Source organism: Mesorhizobium sp. M0048 (assembly GCF_040323405.1).
GTDB lineage: Bacteria > Pseudomonadota > Alphaproteobacteria > Rhizobiales > Rhizobiaceae > Mesorhizobium.
The window spans coordinates 300416-322224 of record NZ_JAMYUV010000002.1; the positions used below are offsets into that span (position 1 = coordinate 300416).

General features: G+C 63.1%; 25 protein-coding genes. 11 read left to right on the top strand and 14 right to left on the bottom strand.

Annotation, left to right across the window (positions count from 1 at the left end; genetic code table 11):
* Positions 1 to 11: 11 nt before the first annotated feature.
* Positions 12 to 1013 (top strand): serine hydrolase domain-containing protein, encoded by a 1002-nt coding sequence (locus NKJ84_RS03625; protein ID WP_352505362.1) that lies wholly within the window; start codon positions 12 to 14, stop codon positions 1011 to 1013.
* 6 nt (positions 1014 to 1019) lie between these two features.
* On the top strand, positions 1020 to 2150 hold the full coding sequence (locus tag NKJ84_RS03630) for an anhydro-N-acetylmuramic acid kinase (RefSeq protein WP_352505363.1): 1131 nt from the start codon (positions 1020 to 1022) through the stop codon (positions 2148 to 2150).
* Here the strand turns inward: NKJ84_RS03630 and NKJ84_RS03635 are convergent.
* Together NKJ84_RS03635 and NKJ84_RS03640 are read right to left on the bottom strand one after the other, a co-directional pair.
* Positions 2147 to 2578, bottom strand: coding sequence for a GNAT family N-acetyltransferase (locus NKJ84_RS03635; RefSeq protein ID WP_352505364.1), 432 nt, complete (start codon positions 2576 to 2578; stop codon positions 2147 to 2149). The two genes, NKJ84_RS03630 and NKJ84_RS03635, sit on opposite strands and share 4 nt — an antisense overlap.
* 49 nt (positions 2579 to 2627) lie before the next feature.
* Positions 2628 to 3803, bottom strand: coding sequence for an MFS transporter (locus tag NKJ84_RS03640; RefSeq protein ID WP_352505365.1), 1176 nt, complete (start codon positions 3801 to 3803; stop codon positions 2628 to 2630).
* Between the two features lie 48 nt (positions 3804 to 3851).
* On the opposite strand from NKJ84_RS03640, the gene NKJ84_RS03645 reads away from it, so the two are divergent.
* The 3 genes from NKJ84_RS03645 to NKJ84_RS03655 all read left to right on the top strand — a co-directional run bounded on the left by NKJ84_RS03645 (position 3852) and on the right by NKJ84_RS03655 (position 6010).
* Positions 3852 to 4391 carry an Lrp/AsnC family transcriptional regulator gene (locus NKJ84_RS03645; RefSeq protein ID WP_352476516.1) on the top strand — a complete coding sequence of 180 codons (540 nt, stop codon included), beginning with the start codon at positions 3852 to 3854 and terminating at the stop codon, positions 4389 to 4391.
* 139 nt (positions 4392 to 4530) lie between these two features.
* Complete coding sequence (locus NKJ84_RS03650; RefSeq protein ID WP_352505366.1) at positions 4531 to 5070, top strand: dihydrofolate reductase family protein; 540 nt, start codon at positions 4531 to 4533, stop codon at positions 5068 to 5070.
* A gap of 22 nt (positions 5071 to 5092) precedes the next feature.
* Complete coding sequence (locus NKJ84_RS03655) at positions 5093 to 6010, top strand: sigma-70 family RNA polymerase sigma factor (RefSeq protein WP_352505367.1); 918 nt, start codon at positions 5093 to 5095, stop codon at positions 6008 to 6010.
* Positions 6011 to 6082: 72 nt separating this feature from the next.
* Here NKJ84_RS03655 and NKJ84_RS03660 read toward each other — a convergent pair whose 3' ends face one another.
* Genes NKJ84_RS03660 through NKJ84_RS03685 form a run of 6 tightly spaced genes read right to left on the bottom strand, consistent with a single transcriptional unit; the run spans position 6083 to position 10462 of the window.
* Entirely contained in the window at positions 6083 to 7342 is a 1260-nt protein-coding gene (locus tag NKJ84_RS03660) for an ABC transporter substrate-binding protein (RefSeq protein ID WP_352505369.1), read from the bottom strand.
* A 48-nt stretch (positions 7343 to 7390) separates the two neighbouring features.
* Positions 7391 to 7819: a DUF4440 domain-containing protein gene (locus NKJ84_RS03665; RefSeq protein ID WP_352505370.1), complete on the bottom strand. Its 429-nt coding sequence runs from the start codon at positions 7817 to 7819 to the stop codon at positions 7391 to 7393.
* Between the two features lie 8 nt (positions 7820 to 7827).
* Positions 7828 to 8883 carry an aldo/keto reductase gene (locus NKJ84_RS03670; protein ID WP_352505371.1) on the bottom strand — a complete coding sequence of 352 codons (1056 nt, stop codon included), beginning with the start codon at positions 8881 to 8883 and terminating at the stop codon, positions 7828 to 7830.
* Positions 8880 to 9239, bottom strand: coding sequence for a TIGR04076 family protein (locus NKJ84_RS03675; RefSeq protein WP_352505372.1), 360 nt, complete (start codon positions 9237 to 9239; stop codon positions 8880 to 8882). Before NKJ84_RS03675 ends, NKJ84_RS03670 begins: the two co-directional genes overlap by 4 nt.
* Positions 9240 to 9728: a DUF3830 family protein gene (locus NKJ84_RS03680; RefSeq protein WP_352505373.1), complete on the bottom strand. Its 489-nt coding sequence runs from the start codon at positions 9726 to 9728 to the stop codon at positions 9240 to 9242.
* Positions 9725 to 10462, bottom strand: a complete 738-nt coding sequence (locus NKJ84_RS03685; RefSeq protein ID WP_352505374.1) for a GntR family transcriptional regulator — start codon at positions 10460 to 10462, stop codon at positions 9725 to 9727. Before NKJ84_RS03685 ends, NKJ84_RS03680 begins: the two co-directional genes overlap by 4 nt.
* Positions 10463 to 10588: 126 nt before the next feature.
* Between NKJ84_RS03685 and NKJ84_RS03690 the strand changes: the two genes are divergently transcribed.
* From NKJ84_RS03690 to NKJ84_RS03715, 6 genes are all read left to right on the top strand, one after another.
* The gene (locus tag NKJ84_RS03690; RefSeq protein ID WP_352505375.1) at positions 10589 to 11386 is read left to right on the top strand and encodes an ABC transporter ATP-binding protein; all 798 of its coding nucleotides are present in this window, start codon (positions 10589 to 10591) and stop codon (positions 11384 to 11386) included.
* Positions 11383 to 12132, top strand: a complete 750-nt coding sequence (locus NKJ84_RS03695; RefSeq protein ID WP_352505376.1) for an ABC transporter ATP-binding protein — start codon at positions 11383 to 11385, stop codon at positions 12130 to 12132. The genes NKJ84_RS03690 and NKJ84_RS03695 overlap by 4 nt, the downstream gene beginning before the upstream one ends.
* Positions 12129 to 13037, top strand: coding sequence for a branched-chain amino acid ABC transporter permease (locus tag NKJ84_RS03700; RefSeq protein ID WP_352505377.1), 909 nt, complete (start codon positions 12129 to 12131; stop codon positions 13035 to 13037). Before NKJ84_RS03695 ends, NKJ84_RS03700 begins: the two co-directional genes overlap by 4 nt.
* Positions 13034 to 14017 (top strand): branched-chain amino acid ABC transporter permease, encoded by a 984-nt coding sequence (locus NKJ84_RS03705; RefSeq protein ID WP_352505460.1) that lies wholly within the window; start codon positions 13034 to 13036, stop codon positions 14015 to 14017. Before NKJ84_RS03700 ends, NKJ84_RS03705 begins: the two co-directional genes overlap by 4 nt.
* Complete coding sequence (locus NKJ84_RS03710) at positions 14014 to 15306, top strand: NAD(P)/FAD-dependent oxidoreductase (protein ID WP_352505378.1); 1293 nt, start codon at positions 14014 to 14016, stop codon at positions 15304 to 15306. The genes NKJ84_RS03705 and NKJ84_RS03710 overlap by 4 nt, the downstream gene beginning before the upstream one ends.
* A gap of 75 nt (positions 15307 to 15381) precedes the next feature.
* Positions 15382 to 15528, top strand: coding sequence for a hypothetical protein (locus tag NKJ84_RS03715; protein WP_023716676.1), 147 nt, complete (start codon positions 15382 to 15384; stop codon positions 15526 to 15528).
* A gap of 46 nt (positions 15529 to 15574) precedes the next feature.
* Here NKJ84_RS03715 and NKJ84_RS03720 read toward each other — a convergent pair whose 3' ends face one another.
* The 6 genes from NKJ84_RS03720 to NKJ84_RS03745 all read right to left on the bottom strand — a co-directional run bounded on the left by NKJ84_RS03720 (position 15575) and on the right by NKJ84_RS03745 (position 21561).
* Positions 15575 to 16411, bottom strand: a complete 837-nt coding sequence (locus NKJ84_RS03720; RefSeq protein ID WP_352505379.1) for a GNAT family N-acetyltransferase — start codon at positions 16409 to 16411, stop codon at positions 15575 to 15577.
* 6 nt (positions 16412 to 16417) lie between these two features.
* Positions 16418 to 17158, bottom strand: a complete 741-nt coding sequence (locus NKJ84_RS03725; protein ID WP_352505380.1) for an aspartate/glutamate racemase family protein — start codon at positions 17156 to 17158, stop codon at positions 16418 to 16420.
* 2 nt (positions 17159 to 17160) lie between these two features.
* Positions 17161 to 17979 (bottom strand): ABC transporter permease, encoded by an 819-nt coding sequence (locus NKJ84_RS03730; RefSeq protein ID WP_352505381.1) that lies wholly within the window; start codon positions 17977 to 17979, stop codon positions 17161 to 17163.
* A gap of 4 nt (positions 17980 to 17983) precedes the next feature.
* The gene (locus NKJ84_RS03735; RefSeq protein ID WP_352505382.1) at positions 17984 to 18892 is read right to left on the bottom strand and encodes an ABC transporter permease; all 909 of its coding nucleotides are present in this window, start codon (positions 18890 to 18892) and stop codon (positions 17984 to 17986) included.
* 254 nt (positions 18893 to 19146) lie between these two features.
* Positions 19147 to 20436: an ABC transporter substrate-binding protein gene (locus tag NKJ84_RS03740; protein ID WP_352505383.1), complete on the bottom strand. Its 1290-nt coding sequence runs from the start codon at positions 20434 to 20436 to the stop codon at positions 19147 to 19149.
* Positions 20437 to 20472: 36 nt separating this feature from the next.
* Positions 20473 to 21561, bottom strand: coding sequence for an ABC transporter ATP-binding protein (locus NKJ84_RS03745; RefSeq protein ID WP_352505384.1), 1089 nt, complete (start codon positions 21559 to 21561; stop codon positions 20473 to 20475).
* Between the last annotated feature and the right edge of the window lie 248 nt (positions 21562 to 21809).

Here is a 21809-nt window from a genome sequence, read left to right on the forward strand (position 1 = left end):
GGAGGCCGCATTTGATCGAGCATGATCTCTTCGACCGTGCATTCGCCCCGCTCGAAACGGCCGTGGCTGCGTCGCGCATTCCTGGCGGCGTGCTCGGCATGGTCGACTGGGACGGTCAACGCATCGTCCGGGCAGTCGGCTCAGCCCAAGTCGTGCCGAAGATACGGCCGATGCATATCGAAACATGGTTCGATCTGGCGTCGCTGACCAAAGTCATCTTCACCACGCCGCGTATCCTTGCACTGGCGGAAGAAGGCGTCATCGACCTCGACGCGCCGCTGATTTCGGTCCTGCCCGACCTTCGCCAATATGACGAAAAAGCCTGGGAACGGAAGGTGACGTTTCGCCAGTGTCTCGGTCATCAGACGCCGTTTCCCGCCGTTGCTCCAATCTACACCTATGGCCGCGATCCCGAGCTGTTGCGCGCCTTTGTCCTGCAGCGCGAGTGGCAGGTCGGGGAGCCGGTCTATTCCGATATCAATTTCATTCTGCTCGGCTTCGTCCTGGAGCGCCTGTCCGGCAAGACCATTCGCTACATGGATCCCGGTCCGGGCTTCGCGTTCTCCACCGAACCGGATCGCGCGGCGGCCACAGAAGACTGCACATGGCGCCATCGTGTTCTCTGCGGCGAGGTCCACGACGACAATTGCTCGGCATTGCAAGGGGCCGGTCACGCCGGGCTGTTCGGAACGGCGGCCGCGATCCTCGATTTTGCGCTAGGGCTGCTGGACGGGAGCGGCGCATCCGAGCGTTCAATAGCGCTGATGCGCACGCCCTTGTCGGCAACCCGCACCCATGGCTGGGAGCGGCCTTACGAAGGCTGGTCCGGCGGCCGGCTGTGCAGCCCCGGCACAATTGGCCATACCGGCTTCACCGGCACCGGGCTTTGGGTCGACTTCGACAAAGGCAGAGCATGGACCTTGCTCACCAACCGGATCCATCCGACACGTCATTTCAACAGCGGGATCGCAGCGCTAAGGCAATCGATCGGCGATCTCGTCAACGGAGCCTGACAAGTCATGATTGCTAAAAATGGCGCACCAATGTGGGCTGTCGGCCTGATGACCGGCACCGTGCTGGACGGTAATATCGACGTCGCGCTGATCAAGACCGACGGCGAACGGATCGCGGATTTCGGCACCTACACGCTGGCGCCTTACCCCAGGTCGATCCGCAGCCTGTTGGAGGAGACGTTGCGCCAGGCCAGGATCTGGAATTTCACCGGACCGGAACCGGCGATTTTTCGTGAGGCAGAGGAGGCACTGACGCGCGCCCAATCCGCCGCGGTCAGGGATCTTGTCGAAAGTCACGGCCTGACCATGGCCGATATCGGCGTCGTCGGCTTCCATGGCCAGACCGTGCTGCACCGTGCCCCGCAAGTGGGCCGGCTGGGCCAGACCCGCCAGCTCGGCGACGGCGAGCTGATGCATGCGATCCTTGGCACCAGGGTCGCCTATGACTTCCGCTCGGCCGACATGCGCGCCGGCGGCCAAGGTGCGCCGCTCTCTGCCGCCTATCACGCCGCGCTGCTGCGCGACGCTGATGCCAGTGGAGACACGGCAGTGCTCAATCTCGGTGGCGTCGCCAACATCACCTGGTGGGACGGCAAGGACAATGTCGTCGCCTTCGATACCGGACCGGCCAACGCGCCGCTGAACGACTTCATCAAGTCGAAGGGGCTTGGCGAAATGGACCGCGACGGCGCGTTGGCCCGCGCCGGGACGGTCGACGAGACGCGGCTGGCCAAGCTCCTGCAGCACCCTTACTTGACCAAACCCTACCCGAAATCGCTGGACCGTTTCGATTTCGGCGCCTCGATGGCGGACGGAATGAACGCCGCGGATGGGGCAGCCCTGCTGACGGCCTTCACCGCGGCCGCCGTCGCCAAAGCGCTCGATCTTCTGCCGCACCGGCCGAAGCGGCTGGTGGTCAGCGGCGGCGGTCGCCACAATCCAACGATCATGGCCATGCTTGCCAGCCGCGCCGGCGTCGAAGCGGTTCCGGCCGAGGCGCTGGGCTGGAAGGGCGATGCGGTGGAGGCGGAGTGCTTTGCCTTCCTGGCAGTGCGCGTGCTTAGGGGCTTGCCGATCAGCTTCCCCAGCACGACCGGCGTGCCGCAGCCGATGCGCGGAGGGCGGCTCGCCGGCTAATCGTGTTTCAGGTTCTTCTGTAAGAAGATGCGGCTGCGGCCAATGGGAAAGTCGGCGAGCGCACCGAACGGCCGGTAGCCGTGGCGCTCATAGGCCTTGGCCGCCTTGGGATTGAACGTGTCGATCCAGGCGCCGTGACAGTCGCGCGCGATCGCCTCCCTCTCGGCCGCCTCGAGCATCCTGCCGGCCATGCCGTGGCCGCGCAGTTTTTCATCGACCCAGAGCCATTGCACATAGAGCCAGCCCCAGGCGGTGTATCCCGAGATGCCGGCGACAATTACGCCGTGCTCATCGCGCACGAACACGGCCATTGCCTTCCTGCGGGAGGCGCCGACATCACTGTCGTTGAACGCAGCAAGCCGCTCTCCGAGAAAAGCCAGCTCGTGCGGCAAGGGATCGGCGGTTGTCTCAAGCGTTGTATTGTCCATCCACCAAGCATCTATCGATGGACGGGGCCGAGACGCAAGCCTTGCTGCGCTATAGCTTCGGCGAACGCCACGCCGCTGCCACAGCAGCGATCAGCATGAGCAGGGCTGCAACCACCGCCGACGCCGCAAAACCGAATGTGGAATAAAGCGGTCCGAACGCCGTGGTGCCGACGAACACCGCGAGATAGGTCACCGCGCTGTTCAAGCCCATGATCGTGCCGCGCCGCGCAGGATCGAGCGCGGACAGGCGCATCACCAGGACATTCAGGCCGAAATGATTGGCAAGGCCCCAGACGGCTATCATCGCTATGGTCAGATGGAAACTACTGCTCGCCGCGGCAATCGCGACATAGACGGCCGCGACGAGCAGGTAGGCAAATGGCATGACACGCCGCGCGCCCAGGCGGTCGATAACGCCGTCAAGAAGTGCCGCCGCGCCAAATCCGGCGCCATAAGCGAGCGCGGCCAGCCCGTTGGCGCTGACCGGCCGTCCCAAGCCATTGTGAAGGTGATCGCCAAGATAGCCATAGACACCGTAGAACGCGGTCATGAATGCGGCGCAGGCAACCAGAAGCGGCACTATGCCGGAGACGCTCAAAGCGCCCAGCGGCGTCGGCGCCGGGCCGCTCTTCCTGACATCGCTCAGCGACGTCAGCGTCAGGCTTGCCAATGCGAGTGCTGAGAGCACCGCGACCGCCGCGAAAACGGCGCGCCAATGCACCAGGTCGGCAAGTACGGCCGACAGCGAAACCCCGGCGATCATGCTCAGCGTCCAGCCGGTCAGCACGACGCCTATGGTGCCGCTTTCGCGGCCGGGCGGTGCAATCGCGGCGGAGCTGGCGTAGATTGCCGGCATGGCGACACCTGCAGCGATGCCGGCGAGAAGCTGGGCCGCGACCAGCGCCGTCACCGTCGGCGCAGCAGCGCTGGCGACGAGCGCTATCGCCAGCAGCAGCAACGCTCCTTGCAGCATGCGGCGGGCACCAAGCCGGTCGATATAGCGCGCCAGGAACAAAGCGCTCGCCGACGTACCGAGCCCGAACGCGGCGGACGCGATCATAACCGCCGGCACGCTTGTGCCGAAGGACGCGGCAACCGCCGGTGCGATCGGACCGAGCACCAGCGAGTTCGAGCCGATCACGGCAATGCATCCGGTGAGGAGGTAAGCGAGCGCCGGGATAGGCGGCCTTGCCGTAAATGTTGCGACTTGATCATTGTTCGACATATGGCGATATTGGCCGTACTAAATTCTGCATCAATAGGGAATTTCATTATGGATGAAGAAACAGATGGCATTCCGCAGAACAGGCCTGCCGCCCGCGATATCGATGCAATCGACCGAAAAATATTAAGCGTTCTGGTCGACGACGCCACGATCAGCTATGCCGAGCTCGGCGACCGCGTCGGCCTTTCACCGCCGGCAGCCCATGAACGCGTCAAGCGCCTGCGGCGCAGCGGTGCCATCCGCAACACCGCGATCATCATCGATCCAAAAGCGGTGCACAAGCCGCTGCTTGCCTTCGTCCATATCGACACCAAGGGGTGGGGCAAGACGCCGGAGCTGATGGCAATCTCCGAACACCCCGAAGTCGAGGAGATTCATTCGGTGGCCGGCGACACATGCATGCTGATCAAGGTCCGCACCGAGGACACGCGGGCACTCGAAGGCCTGTTGTCGCGCCTCTACGAAACGCCTGGTGTCACCTCGACCCGAAGCTACGTCGTGCTGTCGACCTATCTCGAGCGGCCGGTGCAGCCGGGGATAACGACGGAATGGCCGACCCCCCGGCACATGGCCAAGCCGCTTTATTAGCTCATACGATCCTCACGCGTATCCAACGTCGAACCGGAAACGTCTTAGGCACTGCATCCTGTGGTCATCCGTCGGGCCGGTTCGTTTGCGCCGGTTTTTGGATCCGACGGAATGCCTGTTGCGCAACCGGAGACACGCGATGAGAAAATTAATCGTAGGCAGCTTCATTTCGCTGGACGGCGTCATCGAAGCACCAATGGAATGGGCCTCGCCCTTCTTCGACGAGGAGATGAAGGAACACTCATATGAAAAGGCCGGCGAGGCGGATTTTTTCCTGCTCGGCCGCATCACCTATGAAATGTTTTCGGCGCGTTGGCCGCAGGTCAAAGGCAGCAAGTACATGGACCGCATGAACGGGCTGAACAAGCTCGTCGCTTCGCGCAGCCTCAAGGCAGTGAGCTGGAACGCGTCGCTGATCGAAGGCGACGTCGCTGCCGAAATCGCCAGGATCAAGCAGCAAACCGGCGGCAACATATTGAAGTATGGAGTGAGCAATCTCGACCAGACGCTGCTCGCCAACAGGCTTGTCGACGAGTATCAACTCTCGATCGTGCCGACCCGCGTCGGGCATGGCAAACGCGCTTTCCAGGATGTCGACCCGTCCCTGGTCAAGCTGGAGCTTATAGATACGCACCGTTTCAAGAACGGGGTCATTACGCTGACCTATGTCCCGCTGTGATCCGCCGCCGAATTGAATGCCGATGAAGATGCAGCCAAGACTTGACCCGACCGGGCTTTTCGACGTCCGCTACGCCGGCTTCCTGGAGACAGTCGCGCATTTGCGTGGACGGCTGCACCGCTACTGTGCACGTATGACCGGTTCGACGCTCGACGCCGAAGACGTGATGCAAGAGGCGCTGTTCGAGGCCTATCGGAAGATCGAGAAGCTGGACGATGCGACTGCTCTTCGCCCCTGGCTGTTTCGCATTGCACATAATCGCTGCATCGATTTCCTGCGAAGCCGGCAGGTGCGTCAGCATGCGGAGGCCAATTTCGTCGAAGACGAGATCATCCTGCCGGTCGAGCCGGCGGGCAAGGGCGCGGATCGCGCGATGGAACGGCTGGTGATCCACCTGCCGCCCAAGGAACGCGCCTGCGTCCTGCTCAAGGACGTCTTCGACTATTCGCTGGAAGAGATCGCCGATCTCGTCGGCTCGACCGTGGGTGGCGTCAAGGCCGCGTTGGGCCGTGGCCGCTCCAAATTGGGCGCCTTGTCAGGCGAGCCAATCGTGCGTTCGGAGCCCCAACGCGATCCGGAACTTCTGGAATTGCTCAGCCGCTATGTCGAACTGTTCAACCGCCGCGACTGGGACGGGGTTCGGGCGTTGACCAGCGCCGACGCACAATTGCGGGTCGCGGATTGCTTCAAGGGCAGGCTGTCGGAATCACCTTACTTCGTCGAATATGAAAGAGCCTCGACGGCCTGGAAAATGGCGATTGGCATGATCGATGGCGAGGCGGTGCTGCTCGTGCTCCACCATGGCGAAGACGGTTGGAAGCCGGCCCATCCGGTTCGGATCGAAGCCGCTGGCGGGACCATAAATCGCATCACCGATTATTATGCCTGCCGCTGGATCATGCCGACGGCTGGTGCGGTGGTCGTTTCCAGGCCGGCCTAACCAACAGGACATGCAAGTGTCCGGCATCAACCTCAATGAAATGGGATCAATGCCGGACAAGACATAGGGGGCTTACTGAAGCTTCGCCTGCAAGGCGTTGACGTCATCCGTCGTCATTTCGCCATCGGTCGTCACCTTGCCGTCGACGATCTTCCAGAGCCGGAACGGGCCGGTGATGTCGCCGTACTTATCGAAGGCTACAGGGCCGATGACGCCTTCGTAGCGGATCGGCTTGCCGTCCTTGATCAGGCCGAGCGCCTTGGCGAACTCGTCCTTGCCGGCATAGATCGGCGTGCCGGCCGGATCGACCGCCTTGTACATCGCGTCCTTGATCTTGGCCGGATCCTCGGAGCCGGCAATCGCGATAGCCAAGCCGACAATGGCGCCGGCATCATAGGACCGGTCGGCCGCCGGGTTCGACGGCTCAATGCCCGAAAATTCCTTGTAGTTCTTGGTGAAATATTCGGTCGATGCGGTCGGGCTGGTGCCCGAGGAAGTGCCATAGGCATCCTTCAAATAGTCGGCGCCGACGGATTCGATGAAATCCGGGCTGTTCATGCCGTCATTGAGCAGGAATTTCTGGACACCGCCCTGCGAAATCCAGGTACGGGCGATGGTTGCGCCATCGACAGGCGTGCTGACGAGGTAAAGCCCGTCCGGTTCGCCGGCCATGGCCGCGGTTACCTCCGAGGCATAGCTCGACTGCTTTTCATTGTAAGGCGTGTCGGAGACGATGGTGCCACCGAGCGCCTTATAGGCACGCGAGAATTCCGCCACCATGTTGACGCCGAAGTCGTTGTTGACGTGGATGACCGACAGCTTCTTGAAGCCCTTGTCGATGGCATATTTGGCGGCGGCGACGCCCTGCAGAGCGTCCGAGGTGATGGTGCGGAAAAAGATGCCGTTGGTCTTGCCGTCGCGCCCGAGCGCCGTCAGCGTCGGCGACGACGAAGCCGGCGACACCTGGACGATCTTGGCCGGCGCGGTGACCGAGGTCAGGATCGGGATCGACACAGAGGAGATGATGCCGCCTATGATCACCGGCACCTTCTTGACCTGCACGAGCTGGGTTGCGGCGTCGACCGCAATGTTGCCCTGGCTCTGGCTGTCGCGCGTGTCGGTCGCGAGATCGCAGCCGCGCACGCCGCCGGCATCGTTGATGTCGCGGAAGGCCATTTCGACCGACTTGGCGCCGGCCTGGCCGTATTCGCCGGCCGGGCCGGTCAGTTCCATGACGAGGCCGACGGTGATCTTGCAGTCGGCGGCCTGCGCTGCGCCGGCCGCTGTCAGCAAGGCGAGCGCGGTGGTGATCTGAAGTACCGTCTTTGTCATTGTTGTTCCCCTTTCGTTACACGACTCTCATTCACGTCTTGAGCCTGTTCAGCCTTCCGGCACCTGCAGCCAGGTTTCATGCAGATGTCGCCATTCGACGCCGTTAGGCGCCGATGAACTGGTGGTGAAAACGGCACTCGAGCGACGGCGGCTGTGCCTGCCGGCGCGTTGCTGTGCCTCGACGTAGCAGACGACGATCGTGTCCCCGGCCTGCCAGTCGGCCCGGATGTCCTCGATCGAGATACTGAAATCGCCGTCGCAGCTGGCGCGGCTTGCCCTGACATGGTCGAGCACCGCGTCACGATCGAGGACCTGGCCATCCGGTGCAACCATCTGGAAGCCTTTGCCCATGACGCTTTCGAAGCGCCTGAAATCTGCATTGTCCGCACTTGCTGCATTGAACCAGTCGACGAAGAAGCGGTGGAGATCGACCACCTCGACGCTGGCGCGGGAAAGCAAGGAGGGGTTTTCGTCCATGGCCGCGTTCATTTCCTGCCTGCATTCAAATTGTAATGCATGATCGAGCCGTGGCGGCCGTGACGGTCGCGTTCCAATGTGTAGACGTCGCCCAGCGGCCCCCGGCTTTGCGCGATTACGGCAGCGATCCTCGCCCGTTCGTCTGCATCGAGCGCGACGTCCATGATTCTGGCATTGGCAAGGGCGTGCGCCTGGTTGCGGGCGCCGACGATGACGGCCGCCACTTGCGGCTGCTGCAGCACCCAGGCGCTGGCGATGGTGGCGATGTCGACACCGCGGTGGTCGGCGATGGCCTTCAGTGTGCGAAGCAACTCCTGGAAAAGCTCCCAGCCGCCGAAATCATCGATGATCAGCTTGTATTTGACCAGCGACCGGTTTTCGAGCGGCGTCTGCGGCTCGGTAACGCCAAGCCATTTTTCGCTAAGGAAGCCGCCAGCCACCGAACCGTAGCAGAGGAAACTGACGCCATGCCGGCTGGCGAGTGCTGCAAGGCTGTTCGCCGGCCGCTGGTCGAGCACCGAGTATTGCAATTGCTGGCTGACCAGCGGCACACCCGCGGCCAGGATCTCGGCCAGCCGCAGCGTGTCGAAGTTCGTGGTGCCGATATTGCGCACCTTGCCTTCCCTGCGGATTTCGTCGAGCCAGCCCATCGCGTCGACATAGCGGGGCACCGAATAGTCCCACCAATGGAACTGCACAAGATCGAGGCGCTCAGTCTTCAACCGCCGCAGCGACTGGTCGACGATGCTGCTGATGTAGTCGCGGCCGATCGTGGAGAGCCGTTCGAGGTCAGGCACCAGCTTGGTGTGCACCTTCATCTTGGCGGCAGCGTCGAGGCCACGCTCATTGGCAAGGCGCAGGCGCGCCGCACCAATCAGTTCCTCGACACCGGTATAGATATCGGCGCAATCATAGGTCCAGATGCCGGCGTCGAACGTGGCGATCAGGTCGCTCACCGCCTGTTGGCGATCGACCGCGCCGTGCCCGCCGGCAAGCTGCCAGCCGCCGCGAATGACGCGCGAGATCGTGTAGCCGGGACTCAGTTCGAATGCCTTGGCGGTCATCTCTGGTCACTCTCCTTCGGCAGCGGAACCGCCGTGGTCTCGGCATGGCTGAACCGCCGCTTGCCCGTCCTGACGATCCGCAGCCGGCTGGCGCAATTCGGATCCGGACAAGCGATCTCGGCGTCCGACGTCATCCAGTCGTTCCTGTGGGTCGGGCGCTGCTTTGCGGCCAGAAGCGGCAACACTGCCGCAATGGAATAGATCGAGAAACCTTGCCCCGCCGGCATCGACAGCATCTCGCCCTTCAACTCGAAATAGTCGCCGGGCTTGGCGCCGCAATAGATCGGCTTGCCCTTGGGGATAACCGCCTCGACGCGAAGGTCGAAGAGTTCGAAACTGTCGTCGGTCTCAGCCATTCAGATCTCCACCCGGGTGAAGGTGATGTCGCAGGCACCGTTGCGGCGGATCACGCCACAAGCGGCTGCGAATTTATCGCGATCCTCAGGCACCACCTGCGCGACGACGCTTCCGGCAAGCCAGCCGATCGGGAATAGCAGGCGTGCACCCGCTCCGTAGAACAGGCCGACGTCAAAGATGGCATTCGGGTTGCCGCCCCACATGCGCGGCGGCACGTAGGACAACACGATGTTCCCCGGCTGCGGCGTCAGCGTTGCGTTCTCCGCCGGCAAGGGCCTGGCATACGTTTGGCCCTCAAGTTCGGCTGATGGAACCGGGCAGGAGATTTCCGGCCCCGTCCACATAGCATGGATGCCGGCAACGACGCGCGGCTGCTCGAGATAGGCCAGCAGGAAGGCAGCGTTGTCGGGCGCCTTTTCAGGCAACATCAGCGCGGTCACGGAAAGCATCGAGTGTGGCTCGGTGATGCTGATGCCAGGCGCCCTCATGCCCTCAATCCTTCCTTGCTTGTGGATTGGAGCTTGTCGCGCAGAAAGGCGAAGGGCCGGCTGATGTCGGCCACCAGAGCCTCGCGCGCCGCTTGCGCATCCTGCCTTGAAAGCGCTGCGACGATGCTGCGGTGGTAGTGGGCCGTATCGACCTCGCCGGCGTCGGAAAAGGCGTAGATGGCTACGCGGATGCACGGTCCGGATTGCAGCCAGAGGCTCTCGATCATCGGGATCAGCACGGCGGAACCGCAGCATCGGTAGATCTCGAAGTGGAAGCTCTGATTGAGCGTCGCCTCCCGGTCGATGTCCTTCTTGTGCTTCAGCGCCCGCATCTCGTCCCACTCGCCGAGCATGGCCTCGACCGAAGCGATCTGGCGCGGGTTCATGCGCGTCGCGGCCAGCGCGATCGCTTCGCCCTCGATCAGAGAGCGGGCGCGCAAGAGGTCGTCGATGCGCTCCAGCGTGATCGGCGGCACGCGCACTGAACGGTTGGGAAGCGCCTCCAGTGCCTTCTCGGTGATCAGCCGTCCGAGCGCCTCGCGCACCGGCATGGTGCTGGTGACCAGCGCGTCGGCGAGGCCGCGGATGGTCAGCACCTGGCTCGGCTCGAAAAGGCCGCCGATCAAGGCGCGGCGCAGCTCCGAATAGACGCGATCCTGCACGGTCTCGCGGCCGACCGGCGTAAGCTGGGCTGCGATCATCTCATTGTTCTTTTCGATGGCGGCCTTCTGCATAGGCAATCCCGGTCTTGGCCGTTTTCGGCTTGCGGAAGAAATTAAAGCCGAATAGCGTGATCAAAGCAAGCGTGATCACAAATCAGATCATAGGCGACGAAGATCGCTTTTCGGCCAGAGGAATTGATGAGCGACACGACGGAACGGCAGGAGGAGATCCGTACGCCGGTCCTCACGGCCAGGAACGTCCTCAGACGCTTCGGCGGCCTGGTCGCGGTCAACAATGTCTCGTTCGACGTCCGGCCGGGCGAAATACTTGGCCTTATCGGCCCGAACGGCGCCGGCAAGACCACGATGTTCGACCTGCTCGCCGGCAGCATTCTGCCGACCAGCGGCGAAATCCTCCTCAACGGCGTATCGGTGTCGGGGGAAGCTGCCCATCGCCGCATCCGCCGCGGCCTCGGCCGCACGTTCCAGATCCCCCGGCCCTTGCCTAACCTGACGCTGATCGAAAACGTCATGCTGGCTGCTCAAGGGCAGGCCGGAGAAAAACTGCTCGCCAATTTCCTGACGCCCCGGCGGGTCGCTGCCGAAGAAAGGGCTGCCGAGATAAGAGCCGTCGAACTACTCGAGCTCGTCACGATCGCTCACCTTGCGCACGAGCCGGCGCGCGTGCTTTCAGGCGGCCAGCGCAAGCTGCTCGAGCTGGCCCGCGTGATGATGGCCGACCCGGCGATCATCCTGCTCGACGAGCCGGCGGCCGGGGTCAACGCAACCCTGCTCGAGATCATCATCGACCGCATCCGCGACATCAATGCGCGCGGCATCACCTTCCTGCTGATCGAGCACAATATCGACATGGTGACGCGACTCTGCCACCGCGTGCTGGTCATGGCGAGCGGCCAGCTTCTGCGCGAAGGCACTCCGGACGAGGTGGCGCGTGACCCACGCGTCATCCAGGCCTACCTCGGAGGCACGGCATGAGCCAAAGGGTACTCGATGTCCGCGATCTCGAAGCCGGCTATGAGCCCGGCGTTCCGATCGTGCGCGGCGCCTCGATCACCGTCGACAAGGGCGAGATCGTCGTCGTCCTCGGTCCCAACGGCGCCGGCAAGTCGAGCCTTATCAAGGCCATCGCCGGCCTTGTCCCGATCACCGGCGGCACGGTGCTGCTGGACGGCAAGGATATCACGGCGTCGCCCGCCCACACCATGGTCCGCCTTGGCCTTGCCTTCGTGCCACAGACGGAGAACATCTTCCCGCTGATGTCGGTCGAGGACAATCTCAAGGTCGCCTGCGGCATTCTGAGGCCGCGCGAGGTCCCCGCCCGCATTGAGGAAATGTATGCGGTCTTTCCCGATCTCGCCCTTCAGCGCAGAACAGCCGCGGGCAATCTCTCAGGCGGACAGCGGCAGATGCTGGCCGTCGCGCGGGCATTGATCGTCCATCCCAAGGCGCTGGTGCTCGATGAGCCGTCGGCCGGCCTGTCGCCGAAATTCGTGTCGATGGTGTTCGAGATGCTGGCCGGCATCCGCAAATCCGGCGTCACCATCCTGCTGGTCGAGCAGAACGCGAAGGCAGCGCTTGCCATTGGAGACCGCGCCTACGTGCTGGTCGAGGGCAAGGAGCGGCACCAGGGCATCGCCTCCGAGCTCTGGAACGATCCGGTCGTCGCCGAACTCTACCTTGGCCAGCGCCGCCCCGACTTCGGGAAAGGAGGCGCGGCATGAACCTGCAATTTGTCGTCGACGGACTGCTGGCAGGCTCGATGATCGGCCTCGGCGCCATCGGCGTGACGCTCACCTATTCGATCCTGCGCTTCTCGAACTTCGCCCATGGCGACTTCATGGCCTGGGGCGCCTATGCGACGCTGGCCGTGGTTGGCGCCATTGGCGCGATGTTCGGCAAGATCGCGCCGATCGCGCCCCTCTCCTTCGGTTGGCCGCTGATCGCCGCGCTCATCATCGGCATGGCGGTTACCGGCCTGCTGGCACTGGCGCTCGATCTGGTGCTGTTCGCGCGGCTGCGGGCCAAGGGCCAGGCGATCATCGTGGTGATGGCCAGCTTCGGCGCCTCGATGGCGCTGAGAAGCCTGCTCGAATTCATCTTCACCTCGCGTCCGACCTATTTCAGCCGGGCCATCCAGATCGCCATGCCCGTCGGCTTCGGCATTCGCATCACCCCCGACCAGATCGCGCTGCTGCTGCTGACCGCCGTGCTGGTGCTCGGTGTGCACCTCCTGATGACCCGCACCCAGACCGGCCGTTCGATGCAGGCATTGAGCCAGAACGCGGCACTGGCGCGCATCGTTGGCATCGACGTCGCCAAGGTGGTGCGCGTCACCTGGCTCATCGGCGCGGCGCTGGCCTGCGTCGCCGGCGTCATGATCGGCATTCTCATTCAGATCCGGCCATTCATGGGTTTCGAGATGCTGTTGCCGATGTTCGCGGCCGCCATCCTCGGCGGCATCGGCAGCGTGCCCGGCGCCGTTCTCGGCGGTTTGATCATCGGCATGGCCGAAGCGGGTGCCGTGCAATTGATCGGCGCCGAATGGCGGGCGGCCGTCTCCTTCATCATCCTGATGGCGGTGCTGTTCGTGCGCCCCATCGGCCTTTTCGGAGTGAGGGAACGCTGATGGATCTGCTCGGCTACGGCGCTTTCTTCCTGACCACCGCGATGATTTTTTCGCTCGTCACGCTCGGGCTCAACCTGCAATGGGGGCTGACCGGGCTTTTCAATGTCGGGGTCGCCGGCTTCGTTGCCATCGGCGCCTACACCTCGGCACTGCTGACCACGCCCGACGATGCCGCGCGGCTCGGCGGCTTCGATCTGCCGATCCTTGTCGGCTGGCTCGGCGCCATGCTGGTGGGCGGCGTCGCGGCCGCCATCACCGGCATCGCGACGCTGCGCCTGAGATCGGACTATCTGGCGATCACTACTTTCGGCGTCGCCGTCGTCGTGCAACTGGTAGCGCTCAATGCCCAGAAGCTGACCGGCGGCCCATTCGGCATCGGCTTCATTCCGCGTCCGCTCGGCGGTCTTGCCGAAACGCCGTTGCTGTTCAACCTTTCGAACCTTGCGATCGTCTCGGTGGTGACGCTGATCGTCTATCTCGCGCTGGAGCATCTGTCGCGCAGCCCGTGGGGGCGCGTGTTGAAGGCGCTTCGCGAGGACGAGCGGGCCGCGATATCCCTAGGTAAAAGCGCACGGTTCTACCGCGTCCAGGCCTTTGCCGTGGGCGGTGCCATCATGGCACTGGCCGGCGCGTTGCAGGCGCATTTCACCGGCTTCATCGCTCCGGACAATTATCTGCCGGCGCTGACCTTCCAGGTCTGGGTGATGCTGATCGTCGGCGGCTCGGGCAGCAACATCGGCGCCGTCATCGGCAGCATCCTGGTCTGGGCGATATGGGCCGGATCGGGAGCCTTGACCAGTGTGTTGTTCTCGCCGGAACAGCAGGCACGCGCCGCTTCGCTGCAGATCGTGGCGATCGGCGTGATGTTGTGCGTCATCCTTCTGGTCAGGCCGAACGGCCTGTTCGGCGACAGGCCGCGGCGCGCAAGGTTCGGCAAGGGCGCGAAAGCGGCTCCGGACGAGAGCGCTGCAAGGTCATGAGCAGCGTTGCCGTGCCACGCGGCCTTTCGCTATGGCACGCCGTCGGCCGTAACCGCCGCGACCGGCCTTCGCTCGAAGGTGCACTCGAGGTCGATCTGGCGATTGTCGGCGGCGGATTTTCTGGCCTTTCCGCCGCGCTGCACACCGCCGAGAAAGGCATCTCGGTCGCCGTCCTCGAAGCCGAAATCATCGCCTGGGGGGCGACCGGCAGGAACGCCGGTTTTGTCGTGCCGAATTTCGCAAAAAGAGACCCCGACGATATCATTGCCCAGCTCGGACCCGAACGCGGCGAACGCCTTGTCGGGTTCGCCGCCGGCAGCGCCGACCTCGTCTTCGACCTGATCAAGCGGCATGCCATCGAATGCGATGCCATCCAGAGCGGCTGGATACAACCAGCCCATTCACCGGCCGCTTTGGAAAAGACCAGATCGCGGGCCGAACAATGGGCAAGGCGCGGAAGGCCGACTGTTGCGCTGGACAGGCAAGCGATCGAGGATCTGACCGGCGTTCACGGCTATGTCGGCGGCTGGATGGATCGGTCGGGTGGCGTCCTCAATCCGGTCGAATATGCGCGCGGCCTCGCCGATGCGGCGGAAAAGGCCGGCGCGCGCATTTTCGAACATACGCGTGTCGCGTTGATCGATCACATAGGCGATGGTTGGGCTTTGAAGACGGCCTCCGGCTCGGTACGCGCAGGAAAGGTGCTGGTCGCCACCAACGCCTATGGCGGGCCGCTGGATCGCGCGCTGCAGCGAACCTATTTCCCGCTGAAAATCTTCCAGATCGCGACAGCGCCGCTGCCGCGCGAGATACGCACTCGCCTGCTTCCTGGCGGGCAAGGCGTCGGCGACACAAGACGCAATCTCTTCACCTTCCGCTTCGACGGCGAAAACAGGCTGATCACTGGCGGCATGCATGTTTTTGGCCCCGGTGCCGACACGCGGGTGCCGCGGGCGATCTGGCGGCGCCTGGCAAAACACCTTGACCTCCCGGAGATCCCGCCGCTTGAATATAGCTGGTCGGGGATGGCTGCCGTCGAGCCCGACTTCCTGCCGCGCCTTGTCGATCTCGGCCCCGGCCTGATCGCGGGCTTTGCCTGCAACGGACGCGGCATCGCCATGACGACGAGCATGGGCAAGGTGCTCGCGGATTGGACTGACGGAACAAAGCCTCAGGATTTGCCGCTGCCGTTTGCGCCGCCGTCGCCGATCCCGTTCCACGGCCTGACGCGGCACGCGCCAAACATGCTGCTTCCCCTAAGCATGCTGCGCGATCGGCTGGATGGCTGATCGACGTGCGCGTCCGTCCGCCGTCCTGATACCGAACCGCTAGACTCGCTCAAATCATGTTGTTAACGACAGCGGATGAAGCAGAACTATCTTTATCTCATCATCGGCGCTTTGGTCGTCGCCGTCATTGCCTTGGGCATTTACGTCTATCGCGAGGAGACCAAGCCGAAAGGCGTGGAACTTCGTATCGACGATTCCGGCATTTCAGTTCAGGAAAAGTAGACATTTCTGCTCCCCGACTTGCGCGCTGAAGCCGACTTGCACCGTCTCAACCAAGCTCCAAGGTCGTTATCGCATAGACACCGGACTGCGTGAGCTGCGGCGCCCTTCCCTTGTACATTCGAGCCGTTTCGAAGCCCGGTTGAAGGCTGGCGGACGACAGCAAATCTGCAAATTGCCCGCTGGTTTCGGGGACGTCGAGATGGACGTTTCCGGGGCCGCACATCTGCGCGAGCGCGGCGAAGAGACGGCTTGCCGTGTCCAGATTGTCGGCAAAGAGCGGGCCGACCTTGCAGCCGTCGCGGCATCGGCGCGCGACGCCGTATCCCGCAATTGCGCCGTCCTTGACCATGGCAAGCGCCATATGCGGCGGGCGCAGCCAGTGTTCCAGGAAGGACTGTCTCGGGCCGGGAAAGAAGCGGCGGTCATAGGCCAGTATGTCCGGCACGAGATCCGGCCCTATTGCGCAAATGTCACTGCCGACGGCTGCCGGAACATCCGGCAATCCGACGAACCGGATCGTCCGGTAGGCCGGTGCAAAACCCATGCTGCGGTAGTTGGCCTGCTGTTCGACGACGCCGTCGAGTCCGATCGTGCGGTTGCCGAGCCGCGCCATGCCGGCATCCCAGACCGCCTTGCCATGGCCCGCACCGCGCCTGTCCGGCCGGCAGATATAGAGGCCGATGAAGCCGAAATCGTCGCCATACGCCACAGCCGAAATGCCGGCCACCATCTCGCCTTCGACAAAGGCGCCGATGAAGCCCTGCGGGTCCGCTGCCTGGAACAGAGCGGCGTCGCCGAGGCCGGCATTCCAGCCTTCCTGCGCCGCCCAGTCGACAAGGGTTTCCACCTCTTCAAGTGCGAGTGTTCGGATCGTTCTGAGCATTTTCGATCACTCGGCGGCGCCAGGCGCGAAGGATTTCAACGCGCCATGATAAGACTTTGCCAACGGGCTTGCATAGGCGCCGCGCTTGGATGTCGTCAGGCCAAGGGCGATCAATGCCTCGGCCTGTTTCACGGCAGCGCCCACGCCGTCGATGACCGGAAGCCCGAATTCCCGCTGCAGCGCCGCCGCCAGATCGGCCATGCCGGCGCAGCCGAGCACGATCGCCTCGGCGCGATCCTCGTCGATGGCGCGCGCAATCTCGTTGCGCAGCCTGAGCAGTGCGTCGGACGCCGGATCTTCGAGGGCAAGAACCGGGATGTCGGCGGCGCGCACACGCGCGCGCCCTGCCATGCCATAGCGCTGCACCAACCCTTCGACCGGCACGCGCGAACGTCCGGTGGTGGTGACGACGGTGAAGCGCTGGGCGATGAACGAGGCCGTGCTGAGCGATGCCTCGCAGATGCCGATGACCGGAATGTTGGCCATGGCGCGCGCGGCATCGAGGCCGGTGTCGTCGAAGCAGGCGATGATCGCGGCCCCCGCGCCCGAGCGTTCACCGGCGGCGATCTCGACCAGCAGGCCGGGCACGGCAAGCGCTTCATCGTAATAGCCTTCGATCGACACCGGGCCCATCGTAGAGGTAACGGCAACAATCTTCGTCGATTGAGCAGCGACCGATCGGGCGGCGACCGCGATAGTCTCGGTCATGCTGGCGGTGGTGTTCGGATTGACGACGAGGATCTGCACGGTTAGGCGCGCTCGCGGCGGCGGCCGAGATAGACGATTGCGCCGAGCGTCAGCAAGATCACCAGGAAGGAAAACACGGTCGTCACGGTGCCCAGCGCATAGAGCACCGGCGTCGTGACATTCGTCGTCATGCCGTAGATTTCGAGCGGCAGCGTGTTGAAGGTGCCCGACGTCATCAGCGTGCGAGCAAACTCGTCATAGGAGAGGGTAAAACCAAACAGGCCGACGCCGATCAGGCTGGGTGCGATCATCGGCAGGACGACATGCGCGAAGGTTTGCCACGACGATGCTCCGAGATCGCGCGCGGCTTCCTCGTAGGCCGGCGAGAACCGATTGAAGACAGCAAACATAATCAGCACGCCGAAAGGCAAGGTCCAGGTCAGATGGGCGCCGAAAGCGGATGTGTACCAGGCGGGGCGGAAGCCGATCTGCTGGAAGACGACGCCAATGCCGAGACTGATGATGATCGAGGGCACGACCAAGCTGGCGACGGCCAGATAGAACAGTGCGGTTGCGCCGCGAAATTTCTGCCGGAAGGCAAGGCCGGCAAGGAGCGACACGGCGACAGTGACGACCATCACCATCAGGCCAAGGACGAGCGAGCGTTTGAAGCTGCCGCCGAAGTCGCCGACCGCCTGGCGCTCGAACAGGTTGGCAAACCAGTGCAGCGAGACGCCGTTCAGCGGAAATGTCAGACCGCCATTCTCGCCCTGGAAAGAGAGGATCAGGATCGCCGAAAGCGGGCCGTAGAGGAACAGCACGAAAACCGCGAAGAACGCCGCCAGCACGTAGAATTCGAAGCTGCGCTTGTCGTGTCTCAAAGTCTCACAGCTCCTTGCGAATGTCGACGATGCGCAGGATGCCCGCGACCATCAGCAGGACCAGCACCAGCAGCACGACCGCGTTGGCAGCGGCCGCCGGATACTGCAGCAGCGACATCTGGTTCTTCATCATCAGCGCGACGGAGGCGCTCTGGCCGCCGGACATCACCTGCACCGTCGAAAAGTCGGCCATCACCAGCGTGACGACGAAGATGGTGCCGATCGCCATGCCGGGCTTGGCAAGCGGCATGACGACGTTCCACAGAACCTGCCAGCCGGAAGCCCCGGCGTCGCGCGCGGCCTCGATCAGCGACTTGTCGATGCGCATCAGCGTGTTGAAGATCGGCGTCACCATGAATAGCGTGTAGAGATGCACCATGGCCAGCACCACGGCGAATTCGGAATAGAGCAGCCACTCGATCGGCTTCGGGATCAGTCCCATCTGCACCAGCGTCGAGTTGACCAGGCCATTGCGGCCAAGCACCGGAATCCACGAGATCATGCGGATGATGTTGGAGGTCAGGAACGGCACCGTGCAGACCAGGAACAGCACCATCTGCATGGCTGTGGTTCTGATATGGAAGGCGAGGAAATAGGCGACCCAGAAACCGATGAACAGCGTCAGCGCCCAGACGATGGCGGCGTATTTCAGCGTATTTAGATAGGTCTTCCAGGTAACCCACGAGCCGAGCGTGTCGGCGTAGTTGGTGGTCAGGAAATCCGGGTACATCGCCGCGAAATCGTAGTCCCAGAATGAGACCACGGCGATCATCAGGATCGGCAGCAAGAGAAACGCGCCGAGGATCATCGCCAGCGGTGTCGCCTGGAGATAGGGTGCGACGCCGGCAAAGGAGCGCCTACGTCTGGCAGGCTTTGTGGCAATGGTTGCTGGCTGATCGAGTGCCACTGTCATCTGGAACAGCCCTGGGGTGTCGCAAAGGGCCGATAGTCCGGCACGCCGTGATCCTTCCCGCCCCCCTCTGTCCTGCCGGACATCTCCCCCGCAAGGGGGGAGATTTGCAATTTGGCTGCTAGCTCTCCTCTTGAAGCATTGGAGATTGGCGAAATCAGAGATGACGGCGCAATCTCCCCCCTTGCGGGGGAGATGTCCGGCAGGACAGAGGGGGGTGGGAAGGAATGAGGCATCTCAGTTGTTGCCCGGCTGCATCAAGCAGCGATGAACTCGTTCCAGCGCTTCACCATGTAGCGGTCTTCGTCCATGACCGAGTTCCAGCAGGCGACCTTGCCCATACGCTCTTCGAACGAGCCGCCGTCACGCACGGCGCCGGCCTTTTCCATGACCTTGCCGTCCGGCGACAGGATATCGCCCTTTGCCGGCTTGCCTTCGATCCAGTAGCCCCACTCGTCCTCGGACATGAACTTCTTGGCCGACACCATGTTGGCCGAGTAGTAGCCCTGGCGATTGAGATAGCCGCCCACCCATCCTGACGTGTACCAGTTGATGTATTCATAGGCGGCGTCGAGTTCGGCGCCGGAGAGATGGGCTGCCAGGCCAAGCCCGCCACCCCAGGAGCGGTAGCCTTCCTTGAGCGGCTGGAAGCGGCACGCGATGCCCTTGGAGCGGACTGCGGCCACGGCCGGCGACCACATCGACTGGATTACCACTTCGCCTGAAGCCATCAGGTTGACGCTTTCGTCGAAGGATTTCCAGAAGGCGCGGAACTGGCCGGCTTGCTTGGCCTTGATCAGGAAGTCGATCGTCTTGTCGATCTCCTCCTTGGTCATGTTGCCCTTGTCGGCGTATTTGATGTTGCCCGTTGCCTCCATGATCATCGCCGCATCCATGATGCCGATCGACGGGATGTTGAGGATGGCGGTCTTGCCCTTGAAGGCCGGATCCATGATGTCGGCCCAGGTGGTGATATCGCGGCCGACGAGGTCGGGGCGGATGCCGAGCGTATCGGCATTGTAGATCGTCGGCACCATGGTGAACCAATTGGTCGGCGCCTTGGCGAAAACCTTGCTGTCCTGCGCCTCGACGTAACCGACGGTATGCGGCGCGGTGCCCTGGGCAATGACGCTGTCGGGCGTCAGCTTGCCGGTTTTGAACAGCGGCACCAGCTCGTCGTAATATTTCAGCTTGCTGACATCCATCGGCTGCAGGACGCCTGTCGGGAACACCTTCTTGCAGATCCAGTATTCGATGTCGGCGATGTCGTAGCTGTCGGGCTGCGTCACGGCGCGCTGCGCGGCGGCGTCGGAATCGGTTGCTGTCATCTCCAGCGTGATGCCGAGATCGGCTTTGCACTTTTCGGCGATGGCATTGAGATTGGAGACGCCGGTGCCGAACTGGCGCAGCGTGATGTTCGATTGCGCCCAGATGGTCGGAAAGCCTGATATGGCGCCGGAACCGGCGGCGAAACCGACGGCGGCGGCACCTGTCTTCAGCAGCGAACGTCGCGATATTCCAGTCTTCTTGTCGGTGGTGTTGGTCATGTTCAGTTCCCCTGTTTTGGTTGGTTATGCTGGGTTTCAGGAATCGAGACGGCCAAGGACGATCGCGTCCTCGGCGTCCCAGGCGATCGGCACTGCGTCGCCGACGGCGACCGGCCTGGCGAAGAAGCTGGTGTCGTCGACGATCACCGTGAAATCCTCGATGCCGGCGCCATTGACCGAGAGCTTCACGGACGAGCCGCGGTACTCGACGTTTGCAATGATGCCGGTGAAGCCGAGCCCGGCTGCCGCCGGCACGCCGATGCGCACGTGGTCGGTGCGAATGGCGATGTCGATGGGCTCCCCGGTCTCCCTGCCCTGCCCGCTCGCGGCGAACGCGACGCCGCCGGGCACGTCGAAAACGACCATGCCGTCGCGACTACCGGCGACGCGGCCGGAGATGACGTTGTGGTCGCCCATGAAACGAGCGACGAAGGCGGTGGCCGGCCGCTCGAACACCGTGCGCGGGTGCGCCGCCTGCTCGATTCGGCCGTCGTTCATCACCACGATCAGGTCGGCCAGCGCCATCGCCTCTTCCTGGCTGTGGGTGACGTGGACGAAAGTGATGCCGAGCGATGTCTGCAGCTTCTTCAGTTCGGCCCGCATGCGGATCTTCAGGAACGGATCGAGCGCCGAAAGCGGTTCGTCGAGCAACAGCGCCTCGGGATCGGTGATCAATGCGCGGGCAAGAGCAACGCGCTGCTGCTGGCCGCCGGAAAGCTGCGCCGGACGACGGCTGGCATAGGCCTCCATCTGCATCAGCTTCAGCATGTCGAGTGCCTTGGCGCGGCGCTCTTCCTTGCCGACGCCCTTCATCTTCAGGCTGAAGGCGACATTGTCGATCAGGTCGAGATGCGGAAACAGCGCGTAGGACTGGAACATCATGGCGGTGCCGCGCCTGGCCGGCGGCAGGTCGGTAACCACTGTGTTGCCGAGACGCACGTCGCCGCTCGATATGCTCTCGTGCCCGGCGATCATGCGCAGCGTCGAGGTCTTGCCACAGCCGGACGGACCGAGCAGGCAGCAATAGGTTCCCGCAGGGATTTTCAGGCCGATGCCTTCGACGGCAGTCGTCGCGCCATAGACTTTCGAAACGGACACAATGTCGATTTCGGCGGCTTTGGACATCCAGCTTCCCCTTTGGTCGGATTAGCCAAAGCATCATGCGTGCCAGTTGCGCACCGCCGCACCAACCGGCTGAATCCTCGAAGAAATCAGGGCCGCCTCTATATGGCTGCCGATACGGCATCCTTGTGCAATGCACAAATTATAGGCGATTGCCACCGATCCTCGCGAAAATCGTATGCAATCTTTTTCGTTCCTGTATTCACTTTGTCTCTCGTCCAAGCGACGCGATTCAGGATAGAAGAAGGCAG

Bases quoted from the DNA above. Each gene is read 5' to 3' on its own strand.
- NKJ84_RS03700 (WP_352505377.1), top strand. From the start codon at position 12,129: ATGAACCTGCAATTTGTCGTCGACGGACTGCTGGCAGGCTCGATGATC.
- NKJ84_RS03640 (WP_352505365.1), bottom strand. From the start codon at position 3,803: ATGTCGAACAATGATCAAGTCGCAACATTTACGGCAAGGCCGCCTATC.
- NKJ84_RS03655 (WP_352505367.1), top strand. From the start codon at position 5,093: ATGAAGATGCAGCCAAGACTTGACCCGACCGGGCTTTTCGACGTCCGC.
- NKJ84_RS03745 (WP_352505384.1), bottom strand. From the start codon at position 21,561: ATGTCCAAAGCCGCCGAAATCGACATTGTGTCCGTTTCGAAAGTCTAT.
- NKJ84_RS03695 (WP_352505376.1), top strand. From the start codon at position 11,383: ATGAGCCAAAGGGTACTCGATGTCCGCGATCTCGAAGCCGGCTATGAG.
- NKJ84_RS03735 (WP_352505382.1), bottom strand. From the start codon at position 18,892: ATGACAGTGGCACTCGATCAGCCAGCAACCATTGCCACAAAGCCTGCC.
- NKJ84_RS03635 (WP_352505364.1), bottom strand. From the start codon at position 2,578: ATGGACAATACAACGCTTGAGACAACCGCCGATCCCTTGCCGCACGAG.
- NKJ84_RS03650 (WP_352505366.1), top strand. From the start codon at position 4,531: ATGAGAAAATTAATCGTAGGCAGCTTCATTTCGCTGGACGGCGTCATC.
- NKJ84_RS03670 (WP_352505371.1), bottom strand. From the start codon at position 8,883: ATGACCGCCAAGGCATTCGAACTGAGTCCCGGCTACACGATCTCGCGC.
- NKJ84_RS03710 (WP_352505378.1), top strand. From the start codon at position 14,014: ATGAGCAGCGTTGCCGTGCCACGCGGCCTTTCGCTATGGCACGCCGTC.
- NKJ84_RS03660 (WP_352505369.1), bottom strand. From the start codon at position 7,342: ATGACAAAGACGGTACTTCAGATCACCACCGCGCTCGCCTTGCTGACA.
- NKJ84_RS03630 (WP_352505363.1), top strand. From the start codon at position 1,020: ATGATTGCTAAAAATGGCGCACCAATGTGGGCTGTCGGCCTGATGACC.
- NKJ84_RS03720 (WP_352505379.1), bottom strand. From the start codon at position 16,411: ATGCTCAGAACGATCCGAACACTCGCACTTGAAGAGGTGGAAACCCTT.
- NKJ84_RS03715 (WP_023716676.1), top strand. From the start codon at position 15,382: ATGAAGCAGAACTATCTTTATCTCATCATCGGCGCTTTGGTCGTCGCC.
- NKJ84_RS03675 (WP_352505372.1), bottom strand. From the start codon at position 9,239: ATGGCTGAGACCGACGACAGTTTCGAACTCTTCGACCTTCGCGTCGAG.
- NKJ84_RS03690 (WP_352505375.1), top strand. From the start codon at position 10,589: ATGAGCGACACGACGGAACGGCAGGAGGAGATCCGTACGCCGGTCCTC.
- NKJ84_RS03740 (WP_352505383.1), bottom strand. From the start codon at position 20,436: ATGACCAACACCACCGACAAGAAGACTGGAATATCGCGACGTTCGCTG.
- NKJ84_RS03680 (WP_352505373.1), bottom strand. From the start codon at position 9,728: ATGAGGGCGCCTGGCATCAGCATCACCGAGCCACACTCGATGCTTTCC.
- NKJ84_RS03665 (WP_352505370.1), bottom strand. From the start codon at position 7,819: ATGGACGAAAACCCCTCCTTGCTTTCCCGCGCCAGCGTCGAGGTGGTC.
- NKJ84_RS03645 (WP_352476516.1), top strand. From the start codon at position 3,852: ATGGATGAAGAAACAGATGGCATTCCGCAGAACAGGCCTGCCGCCCGC.
- NKJ84_RS03685 (WP_352505374.1), bottom strand. From the start codon at position 10,462: ATGCAGAAGGCCGCCATCGAAAAGAACAATGAGATGATCGCAGCCCAG.